Origin of the sequence: Nocardia farcinica (assembly GCF_029867845.1) — a bacterium.
In the GTDB taxonomy this organism is placed as follows: Bacteria; Actinomycetota; Actinomycetes; order Mycobacteriales; family Mycobacteriaceae; genus Nocardia; species Nocardia farcinica_A.
The window spans coordinates 1-10792 of the sequence record NZ_JARWRU010000817.1 but is presented as its reverse complement, the minus strand read 5'-3'; the positions used below and the strand labels follow the sequence as shown (position 1 = coordinate 10792).

At 71.2% G+C, this 10792-nt stretch carries 9 protein-coding genes; 1 reads left to right on the top strand and 8 read right to left on the bottom strand.

Features of this window, described 5'->3' with window-relative positions; all coding sequences use genetic code 11:
* Window positions 1–384: 384 nt before the first annotated feature.
* The 8 genes from QH283_RS17800 to QH283_RS17765 form a co-directional block, all read right to left on the bottom strand.
* Entirely contained in the window at window positions 385–1038 is a 654-nt protein-coding gene (locus tag QH283_RS17800) for a sterol desaturase family protein (protein WP_280504116.1), read from the bottom strand.
* Window positions 1035–1844, bottom strand: a complete 810-nt coding sequence (locus QH283_RS17795) for a FadR/GntR family transcriptional regulator (RefSeq protein WP_280504115.1) — start codon at window positions 1842–1844, stop codon at window positions 1035–1037. The genes QH283_RS17800 and QH283_RS17795 overlap by 4 nt, the downstream gene beginning before the upstream one ends.
* Before the next feature lie 104 nt (window positions 1845–1948).
* Window positions 1949–2560, bottom strand: a complete 612-nt coding sequence (locus QH283_RS17790) for a hypothetical protein (RefSeq protein ID WP_414689665.1) — start codon at window positions 2558–2560, stop codon at window positions 1949–1951.
* A 62-nt stretch (window positions 2561–2622) separates the two neighbouring features.
* Window positions 2623–4287 carry an ABC transporter family substrate-binding protein gene (locus tag QH283_RS17785; RefSeq protein ID WP_280504113.1) on the bottom strand — a complete coding sequence of 555 codons (1665 nt, stop codon included), beginning with the start codon at window positions 4285–4287 and terminating at the stop codon, window positions 2623–2625.
* A 59-nt stretch (window positions 4288–4346) separates the two neighbouring features.
* The gene (locus QH283_RS17780) at window positions 4347–6026 is read right to left on the bottom strand and encodes an ABC transporter family substrate-binding protein (protein ID WP_280504112.1); all 1680 of its coding nucleotides are present in this window, start codon (window positions 6024–6026) and stop codon (window positions 4347–4349) included.
* A gap of 10 nt (window positions 6027–6036) precedes the next feature.
* Window positions 6037–7968, bottom strand: a complete 1932-nt coding sequence (locus tag QH283_RS17775) for an ABC transporter ATP-binding protein (RefSeq protein WP_280504111.1) — start codon at window positions 7966–7968, stop codon at window positions 6037–6039.
* Window positions 7965–8882 (bottom strand): ABC transporter permease, encoded by a 918-nt coding sequence (locus QH283_RS17770; protein WP_280504110.1) that lies wholly within the window; start codon window positions 8880–8882, stop codon window positions 7965–7967. The genes QH283_RS17775 and QH283_RS17770 overlap by 4 nt, the downstream gene beginning before the upstream one ends.
* Window positions 8883–8934: 52 nt before the next feature.
* A complete protein-coding gene (locus QH283_RS17765) occupies window positions 8935–9912 on the bottom strand; it encodes an ABC transporter permease (protein WP_280504109.1) in 978 nt (325 codons plus the stop codon).
* Between the two features lie 88 nt (window positions 9913–10000).
* On the opposite strand from QH283_RS17765, the gene QH283_RS17760 reads away from it, so the two are divergent.
* Window positions 10001–10792: HAD family hydrolase (locus QH283_RS17760; protein ID WP_432420744.1), on the top strand; the 792-nt coding region annotated here is incomplete at its 3' end.

The window sequence follows — 10792 nt, the reverse complement described above, 5'->3', positions numbered from 1 at the left end:
CGGCGTGGTCGTCACCGTGCTCACCGTGGCCGCCGGCCCCGGTGTCGGATTCGGTGGGGCCGACCAGCGCGCCGATGCCGAGCGCGATGCCGAACACGGCGGCCAGGCCGACGCCGAAGCCGGCGAACTTGACGGCGGCGTTCATCCGCGCTCACCGGCCGCCACGGTCGCGGGGGTCGTCGGGCAGCTGTGCGGGCACATCGTTCTCACTCCGTTCGGTCGATGCCGTCTCGGCGGTGGCCTCGGAGCGGCCACCCTGCGGTTCAGTTCGACCGGCGGGGCGCGCACCGCTGGGAGGTATCGCCGGTCGGTTCCGACGATACCCCCCAGGGGTATTTTGTCAAACGTCCGCGGGTGATGCGGGCGGATGCTGGGCGAGCGGATTCAGGCGCCGTGGAGGTGGCGCGCGGTGGGGGAGGTGGGCACGCTCGCGGGATCGGGGTAGGTGCCGAGCAGCCGGTCGGCGGTGCCGGAACTGGTCACGGTGAACCAGTAGTGCTCGTTCTTGTAGTGGTGGTGGCGGTGATTGCGCCAGATCGCCCGATACGGCGCGCGCTTGGGCTTGTAGTCGGTGTGGATGAGGAAATGGGTCCACTCGTAGGCCAGACCGAGCGCGGCCACGGTGATCAGGAAGGTCAGGCCGAGGCCGAGACGCGGGAAGGCGAGCAACCCGATGGCGACCAGTGCGGCGATGGTCACCAGCAGGGAGCGGGTCGGGATGAAGATCAGCGGGATGTCGCGCGGATCGACGTGGTGCTCGCGATGCTTGCGGGCCAGCTCGGAATCCAGCCGCAGCGGCCCGATCCGCTTGGGCCGCCAGTGCAGCACCAGCACGTGGATGACCCACTCCACCAGCGGGAAGGCCGCCACGACGAGCAGCGGCACCAGGGCGTCGGTCGGCTGCCAGTCGCCCACCGCGACGCGGGCGGCCACGGCGGCGAGCAGAGTGGCCCCGATCAGCCAGGGGGAGGGGTGGCGGACGAATTCGGCGCGGGCGTCGCGCAGGGTCATACCCCTGCGCACGGTCGTTCCGGTCATGAGGGCACCTCGCTGTGCACGGGTTGTTCGGTGGTGGGGACAGCCGGGGTGAGAGTTCCGGCGGTGGGTCGGTCGGCGGCGTCGATGGCGGTGGTGAGGGCGGCGATCAGGGCGGTGGTCGCCGGTTCGAGCAGGGCGTGGGCGCGTTCGGCCGCCGTCGCGGCCTCGCCCGCCAGCACCGCCTCGGCTACCCCCCGATAGCCCTCGGCATTGCCGACCTCGACGGTCATGAGCGGGGCCAGCGCCGCGAGCGCGGGCTCGTAGGCGGCGCGCAGCATGTTGTTCATCAGGCGGAAGACCAGCGAGTCGGCGGCGTCGACCAGGTGCTCCCAGAATTCGAGCGCGTGTCGTTGCAGGGCGACCGGCTCGCGCTCGCTCGCCAGCGCGGTGAGGGAGGTCTCCAGCGCGCGGCGCAGTTCGTCGCGCCGCTCCGGTCCGGTGCGCAGTGCGGCCAGTTCGGCGACCTTGGGGGCGTTGTGCAGCCTGGCCTCGAGGATGCTGCGGGCCACGGCGGGATCGACCGTGCCCTGCCGGATCAGCATGCGCGGCAGGATTTCCAGCCCCGAGCCGCGCCGGTAGTCCAGCACCACCGTGGCGTCGCCCTGGCGCACCGAGACCAGCCCGGCCCCGGCGAGCCGTTGCAGGGCCTCGCGCACCGCGGGCCGGGACACCCCGAGCGCCTCGGCGAGCTGTCGTTCGCTGGGCAGCGTCGAGCCCGGGGCCCGTTCGCCGCTGAGCACTTCGTCGGCGATCTGCTCGAAGACCTCCGTCGACACCGATCGCTTGACCACAGGTTGCAACGCCATGCGAATACTGTGCGCCACACTGGTCTGCTGGTCAAGTGGTAAGACCAGTTTGCCGCGGCGATGCGACGTTCTTCAGCCGGGGGCGGAACCGCGCGAACGGTCGGTCAGCTGGGGTCGGAACCCCGAACAGCGGTCAGCCATACAGCGGCGGCGCTCGCCACACACAGCGCGCCCAGAAAGGCGGGCAGGCCGCCGCCGTCGAGATGGACCCACAGCAGTGCCGCCACCGGTGCGGCGACAGCGGACTGCGCGTCCAGCAGCAGCCGCCGCGACAGCCTGTTCGCGGCACGTGCCCGCCGCGGGGCGTCGGGGGCGGGCCGCACCGGATTGTCGTGCAGCCTGCCCACCGGTTCGGCCGCGCGCGCCCGGCCCGCCGGGAACATCCGCACTCCGCCGACCTCGATCCGCCGGGCATCCACCCGCGCCTCGCCGGGCGCGAGCCCGACCAGTTCGGGGGCGAAATACACCGGTAGCCACCACCGCCCCGGCCCGCCCGGCTCGGCCAGCTCCAGCCACGACCGGCTCACCAGCCGGTGCTGCTGACGCACCCGCCGCACCGGCACGCCCGCGCGCAGCTGTTCCGGCAGGCCGTGCGGCAGAGATCCGAGGGCACGGGCCAGCCGGATCCCGGTGTAGCCCACGATCACCAGCGCGGTGGCCGCCGCCGCGGCGCGCTGGTCGGTGTCACCGAAGGGCACCACCGCCGCGCACACCACGAGCGCGGCCGCGCTCACGCCGAGCGGATAGGCCAGCGGATGCGCCCGCCCGCCCCCGGCGCTCACCTCAGGAAGCCGACCGCGGTCCAGTCCGCGGACTGCAGGCCGAAGGCGCCCCAGTTCGCCAGGTCCTCGCGCTGGGCCACCATGCCGAGCGACTGCACCAACGGCAACGAGAAGCCCAGCTCGAAGATCATCCGGTCGGCCTCGTTGGCCATCTCGATCGCCTTCTCCTGGTCGAGTTCGGAGGTGATGCGCTCGATGAGCTCGTTGAGTTCCGGCGAGCCGATGCGACCCTTGTTGCTCAGCGGGTTGGCCGGGTCGTAGGCGTAGATCTGCGGCAGCGCGCCGAGCGGGAAGATGCTCTTGCTCCAGGAGAAGTTGGCGATGTCGAAGTTGCCCGGGTCGATGACGTCGGTGAACAGGCCGTTGCCCGGGTAGGTCTCGATCTTCAGGCGCACGCCGACCTCGGCCAGGCTCTGCTGGGCGATCTGCGACATCTGCACCCAGGTCTGCTGCTGGTACATGACGATGCGGATCTCCAGCGGACGCCCGTCCTTGACCCGCACGTCGCCCTCGCGGACCCAGCCCAGCGCGTCGAGTTCGCGTTCGGCGGCGGCCGGGTCGTAGGCCACGGCCTGGGCGTTGTCCTGGTAGCCCTTCTGCCCGTCGAGGTAGATGTGGTTGTTCAGCGGCTTCGGGTCCGGCGTCAGGCCGTTCTGGATGGCGTCGGCGATGGCCTGGCGGTCGATGGCCTTGGAGATCGCGACCCGCAGGCGCGGGTCCTCGAGGATGGAGCCGGGCGCGCCGTTGAAGGTCATGTGCGAGAAGCGCGGTGCGGGCGCGCGCCGCACCACCAGGCCGGGCGACTCGGAGGCCGCGGTGGCCTCGTCGATGCCGGAGATGTCGGCGGAGTCCAGCTCGTTGTTCTGCAGCGCGTTGAGCCGGGCGGAGTAGTCGAGCACGCTGAAGGTGATGTTCTCCAGCTTCGGCGTCTCGCCCCACCAGGCCGGATTGCGGCCGAGCACGACGCGCTGCTGGGCGCGGTCGATGTCGGTCACCACGAACGGGCCGCCGGACACGCGCGGGGCTTGCCGGTCCAGATTCTCGAACGCCTCCGGCGTCGCGGTGGTCTCCGCGGGGTAGAGCGGGTTGAACATGCCCTGCCACTCGGCGTAGTGCTCGGACATGGTGACGATCGCCTGGCGGTCGTCGACGCCGCGCTCGACCGAGGCGATGCTGCTGTAGCCCTGGGTGGCCGCCACCCGGTAGGCGGGGTCGCGCCCGCTCAGCGCGTTCGCCTGGGCGGCGATGTCCTCCCAGGTGATCGGCCTGCCGTCGGACCAGACCGCCTCCGGGTTGATGGTGTAGGTGATGGTCTGCGGATCGGTGCTCGTCAGCTCGACGTCGGTGAAGAAGTCGTGGTCCACCGTGACCTCACCCGCGGCGTTCGCGGTCACCGTGCCGGGCAGGGTCGCCGACAGCACGGTGGACACGTCGGCGTCGGAGTCGACGTGCAGGGTGTTGAAGGTCGCCGGGAAGGCGCTCAGCGCCAGCCGCAGGTTGCCGCCGTCGCGCAGCTCGTCGCGCTCGCGCGCATTGATGTCGCTGGTCGCGCCGATGGCGGCCTCGCCGAGCAGGTCGGCGTTGTCGCCGCCACAGGCCGAGAGGGCGAGACCGATCGCCAGCAACGGTGCCGCCAGTCGCGCGGCCGAGCGCATCGTCATGGATCGCCTCCCTGTCAGTCCGCGCGCGTGCTGCGCCGCGCGCGCGGAGATCGCGCCGCTCATCGGAGGAATCCGATCGCGGTGTAGTCGTAGCTCGCCAGGCCGGGCGAGCCGAAGTTGGCCAGTTCGGCGCGCACGCCGTAGCTGCCGTCCCACTGGTACAGCGGCAGCGAGTGCCCCTCGGCGAAGACCGCCCTGTCCACCTCGTTGGCCAGCTCGATCGCCTCGGCCGGGTCCAGCTCCGACAGCGTGCGCTCGATCAGGTCGTTGAGTTCCGGCGAGCCGATCCGGCCGAAATTGTTCTGGGTGTTGGGCGGGTAGTAGCCGTAGGTCTGCGGGACACTGCTGAGCGGGAAGGCATCGCCCTGGTAGATGAACTGCGCGGCGTCGAAGTCGCCGGGCTGGATGACATCGGTGAAGAAGCCGGCGCCGGGGCGGGTGTCGATGGTCAGGCGCACGCCGATACGGGCCAGGTCGTCCTGGATGATGCGGGCGATCTGCACCCAGGTCGGGTCGTCGTACATGACGTCGCGGATCACCAGTTCGCGCCCGTCCTTGACCCGCACCTCACCCTGGCGCACCCAGCCGAGCGCGTCGAGTTCGCGTTCGGCCGCCGCCGGGTCGAAGGCCGGGGCGTTGTCCCGATAGCCCTGCTGGCCCTGCAGGTAGACGTGGTTGTTCAGCGGCTTCGGCGATTCCACCAGCCCGTTCTGCATGGCCGAGGCGATCGCCTGGCGGTCGATGGCCTTGGCGATCGCCACCCGCACGCCCTGATCGGCCAGGATCGAGCCGGGCGCGCCGTTGAAGGTGATGTGACGCCAGCGATTTCCGGGCGCGCGGCGCACCTCGAGGCCGGGGGTGTCGCGCACCAGCAGCACCTCGTCGACGGTGTTGAGCGGGGAGACGTCCAGCTCGTCGTTCTGCAGCGCCGCCACCCTGGCCACGCTGTCGAGCACGAGGAAGGTCACCGTGTCGAGCTTGGGGGTCTCGCCCCACCACAGCGGGTTGCGCTCGAGCACGACGCGGCCCTGGGCGCGGTCGGTGGAGCGGACGCGGAACGGCCCGGCGGTCGGGCCCATCTCGTTCACCAGACCGTCGTTGAACGAGTCGGGGTCGGCGGTCACCGACTTCGGGTACAGCGTGTTGTTGCCGGCGAACTGGCCGCGCCATTCGGCGTACGGGCGGTCGAAGGTGATGACCGCCTGGCGGTCGTCCACGCCTCGCTCCACCCGGGCGACCCGGTCGAAGCCGCTGGTCATGGCGATCTGGAAGCGGGTGTCGCGCCCGCTCAGCGCGTTCGCCTGGGCGGCGATGTCCTCCCAGGTGACCGGTGTGCCGTCGGACCAGACCGCCTCCGGGTTGATGGTGTAGGTGACCACCTGCGGATCGGTGCTCGTCAGCTCGACATCGGTGAAGAAGTCGTGGTCGACGCTCAACCGGCCCGCCGCGTCGACGACGAACGCGCGCGGCATCATCGGGTGCGTGATGGCGCCGATGTCGCCCTCGTTGCCGTCGATCGACAGGATGTTCCAGTTGGCCGGGAAGGAACTCACCGACAGCCGCAGGTTGCCGCCGTCGGCGACCTGATCGCGCGGAACCGGGTTGATGTCGCTGGTCTCGCCGATGGCGTCGGAGAGCCCGGTGGCGGTGTCCTCCCGCGCCGAACAGCCCGCCAGCACCGCGGCCGCCACCGCGCCCGCGGTGAGCCCGGCCAGCAGCCGCGACGTGCGCTTGCCCATCCTCTACCTCCTATCGCGACGGTGCCGGGGTCGGCACCGCGTCGATCAGCGCCCGCGTGTACGGATGCTCCGGGGCGCCGAGCACCTGCTCGGCCGGCCCCGATTCCACGATCCGGCCGCGATGCATGACCGCGATGTCGTGGGCGATGTTGCGCACCACCGACAGGTCGTGCGAGACGAACAGATACGACAGCCCGCGTTCGTCCTGTAACTGCCGCAACAGGTTCAGCACGCCCGCCTGGATGGACACGTCCAGCGAGGACACCGGCTCGTCGAGCACCAGCAGCCGAGGGTCGAGCGCCAGCGCCCTGGCGATGTTGATGCGCTGCTTCTGCCCGCCGGAGAAATCGGCCGGATAGCGCTCGGCGTGCTCGGGTCGCAGTCCGACCAGCTCCAGCAGTCGCGGCACCCGGCGGGCGATCTCCTCCTTCGAGCGACCGTCGATGCGCAGCGGCTGGGCCAGCACGTCGGCGACCGGCAGGCGCGGGTCCAGCGCGGCGGTCGGATCCTGGAAGACGATCTGCATCCTGCGCCGCAGCTCCCGCCGTTGCGCCTTGCTCAGGGTGGCGACGTCGTGGCCGAACACCTCGACGCGCCCGCGCTCCGGCGGGACCAGCTCGAGGATCTGGGTCAGGGTGGTCGACTTGCCCGAGCCGGACTCGCCGACCAGCGCCAGGGTGCGCCCGGCGCGCACCTCGAAGCCGATCCCGTCGACGGCGCGCACCTCGCCGGTCCTGCGGCGCAGGATCACGCCCTTGGTCAGCGGGTAGGTCTTGGCCAGGTCGGTGACCCGCAGGACCACCTCGGGATCGGCGGACGTGCGGTCGGCGCTCGATTCGGCAACCGAGCCGCCGACGGTCTCGGTGGCGGTGACCCGAGCCGCCGGGCTGTCGCCGTCGGCGGCGAGCCCGCGCCGGTAGGCGGCGAACAGGTCGCCGGTGCTCAGCTCACCGGTGCGGGTACAGGCGGCCAGCCCGTGCTCGCCCGCGGGCGTGAGCGCCGGGTCCACCGTCCGGCAGCGTTCGACCGCGACCGGGCAGCGCGGGGCGAAGGCGCAGCCGGGCGGCAGGGCCTGCATGGCGGGCGGTGCGCCGGTGATGGGGATGAGCGGGCTGCGGGCCGGGCCGTCCATGCGCGGGATGGAGCCGAGCAGGCCGACGGTGTAGGGCATGCGCGGTGCGGCGAACAGGTCGGCGGCGGGCGCGGTCTCCACCACCCGCCCGGCGTACATGACCGCCACCCGGTCGGCCAGGGTGGCGGCGATGCCCATGTCGTGGGTGATCATCACGACGCCCGCGCCGGTGATGTCGCGGGCGGTGCGCAGCAGGTCGAGGATCTGCGCCTGCACCGTCACGTCCAGGGCGGTGGTCGGCTCGTCGCACAGGATGAGTGCCGGATCGTTGGCGATGGCCATCGCGATCACCACGCGCTGGCGCATGCCGCCGGAGAACTCGTGCGGGAACGACCGCGCGCGCACGGCCGGATCGGGGATGCCGACCAGGTCCAGCAGTTCCACCGCACGCGCGGCGGCTTCCTTGCGGTTCATCCGGCCGTGCGCGAGCAGCGCCTCGGCCACCTGGTCGCCCACCCGGTAGACCGGGGTCAGCGCCGAGAGCGGATCCTGGAAGACCATGCTGATCCTGCGCCCGCGCAGCCTGGACATGGGCCGGTCGCCCAGGCCGATCAGCTCGCGCCCACGCAGCCGGATCGAGCCGCTCACCCTGGCCTGGTCCGGCAGCAGGCCGATCATGGCCAGCGCGGACACCGATTTGCCCGAGCCGGACTCGCCGACGATCGCCAGCACCTCGCCCTCGGCCACACTCAGGTCCACCCCGCGCACGGCCTCGACGCGGCCCTCCTCGCCGTAGAAGCAGACCCGCAGGTCCACGACCTCCAGCAGCGGGACATCCGCCTTCTGCCCGCCGCCCGCGGTCCCGCTCATGCCTTCCCCCGCTTCCGCTTCCGCGCGTTCTTCGCACTCGGGTCGAACGCGTCGCGCAATCCGTCGCCGACCAGATTCGCGCACAGCACCACCGTGATCAGGAAGCCGCCGGAGAACAGGAACAGCCACGGATAGGTCAGCGCCGAGGCCGTGCCGTCGCGGATCAGCGTGCCCAGCGAGACATCCGGCGGCTGCACGCCGAAACCGAGGAAGCTCAGGCCGGTTTCGGCCATGATCGCCGCGCCCACCGTGAGCGTGGTGTCGATGATGAGGATCGAGGCGATGTTGGGCACGATGTGGGTGAGGATCACCGTGTGCGTCGGCGCGCCCATGTACCGCGCGGCACGGACGAATTCGCGTTCGCGCAGGCTCATGGTCAGCCCGCGCACGATGCGCGCGCTGATCATCCAGCCGAACACGCTCAGCAGCACCACCAGCAGCGCGATTCCGCCGCCGCCCTTGACCTTCGGCGCGAACAGCATGATGACGATGGTCGAGGGCACCACCAGCAGCAGGTCGACCAGCCACATGATCGCCCGGTCCGGCCAGCCGCCGAGCAGCCCGGCCACCGACCCGGCCAGCGCGGCCAGCGCGGTGCTGATGACCGCCACGCAGAAGCCGATGATCAGCGATTTCTGTGCCCCGCGCAGGGTCTGGGCGAGCACGTCGTGACCGATCGGGTCGGTGCCGAACCAGTGGTCGGGGCCCGGCGGCTGCCGCAGCGCGGTGCGGTCCTGGTAGAGGTAGTCGTAGGGCAGGAAGTGCGGCAGCACGAAACTGGCCAGCACCAGCGCGATCAGCACCACCGCCGCGATCACCGCGGGTTTGTTGCGCAGGAACCGCCGCCACACCAGCGCCCGCCTGCCGGTGGCCGACTTCGGCGCGCCGGCGACGATGATCTCGGCTTCGGTCATCGCTGCCCACCCCCTCGGATCGATGCGGGCGCCCGGCCCTTCCGCACCGCCCTCATCCGACCCGGACCCTGGGATCGAGCAGGGCGTAGACGATGTCCGACAGCAGCCCGGAGACCAGCACCACCACGCCGGTGAACACCGTCACCGTCACCACCACGTAGATGTCCTGGGCGTTGACCGAGTCGACCAGCCATTCGCCCACCCCGTGCCAGCCGAAGATCTTCTCGGTGAAGGTGGCCCCGGTGATCAGCCCGCCGAGGCTGTAGGCGAACAGCGTGGCCATCGGGATCAGCGCGGTGCGCAGGCCGTGTTTGTACAGCGCGCGCTGCCTGGTCAGTCCCTTGGCGCGGGCGGTGCGGATGAAATCGCTCTGCAACACGTCGAGCATGGCGTTGCGCTGGTAACGGCTGTAGCCCGCCATCGCGCCCAGCGCCAGCGCCAGGGTCGGCAGCACCAGATGCTGGAGCCGGTCGACCAGTTGCGGCCACAGGCCGTCGATCCGGTGCGCCGAGGTCTCGCCGGTGTAGAGGAAGATGCGCTGGCCGGTCAGCGAGTTGATCTCCAGCGCACCGTATTTCAGCAGCGTGGCCAGCAGGAAGATGGGCGTGCTCAGCAGCACCAGCGACACCACGGTGGTGAAGTAGTCGCTGAACTTGTACTGCCGGATCGCGCTCGCCGCCCCGATCAGCACGCCGAGCACGGTGCCGAGCACCGAGCCGATCACCAGCAGCCGCAGGCTCACCCCGACCCGCCTGCCCAGTTCCTCGCTCACCGGCTGTCCGGCCAGGGTGGTGCCGAAGTCGCCGCGCACCGCCCCGCTCACCCAGGTCAGGTAGCGCCGCGGAATCGGCTCGTCCAGATGCAGTTCGGCGGCCTTGGCGTCGATCACCGCCTGCGGCGGGCGCGGATTGCGCTGTTCGAGGCTGTCCAGCGGCCGGAAGGTCAGCCCGGCGACGGCGAAGGTCAGGAACGAGGCCAGCAGCAGCAACACCACGTAGTTCGCGGCGCGTCGCAGCAGGAAGCCGATCATCAGGTCTGGTCCTTCGCCGGGCGGGCATACGGGTGTCGGATCCTGATCATAGGGACGGCCGTGGGTGTGCGTGCGATACCGGCACGAGATGCTTTTCCGGCAGGATGGACAGGTGACGCGCTTGCACCTGCCTCCACCGAAGATGGTCGCCACCGACGTCGACGGCACCCTGATCGACCACGACGAACGGGTCAGCGATCGCACCAGGGCCGCCGTGGCCGCCCTGGTGTCCGACGGCGTGCCGTTCGTCCTGGCCACCGGCAGGCCGCCGCGCTGGGTCGATCCGGTCGTGGAGGGGCTCGGCTACGCGCCGCTGTGCGTGTGCGCCAACGGCGCGGTCATCTACGACAGCTCCACCGACCGCATCCTGGCCAGCTACACCCTCGACGTGGAGACGCTGGCCGAGATCGCCGACATCGCCGAGCGGGCCCTGCCCGGCTGCGGCCTGGCCGCCGAGCGGGTCGGCGCGTCCACCCACGACGCCGCGACCCCGCAGTTCGTCAGCGCGCCGGAGTACGAACACGCCTGGCTCAACCCCGACGACACGGCGGTGGCCAGGCATGAGGTCATCGCCGCCCCCGCGATCAAGCTGCTGATCCGCATGCGCGGCGCCGACAGCGGGCAGATGCGCGCCGCGCTGGCCCCGCACGTGGGCGACCGGGCCGACATCACCTACTCCACCGACCACGGTCTGATCGAGCTGTCCGCTCCAGGTGTCACCAAGGCCTCCGGCCTCGTCCTGGTCGCCCAGCGGCTCGGCATCGAGCAGGACCGGGTCATCGCCATCGGCGGCATGCCCAACGACATCCCCAAGCAGGGGGTGGGCGGCCACGGCGGGGGCCAGGCCCCCCGCCCCGCCCGAGCCCACGCCCCCGCCCCC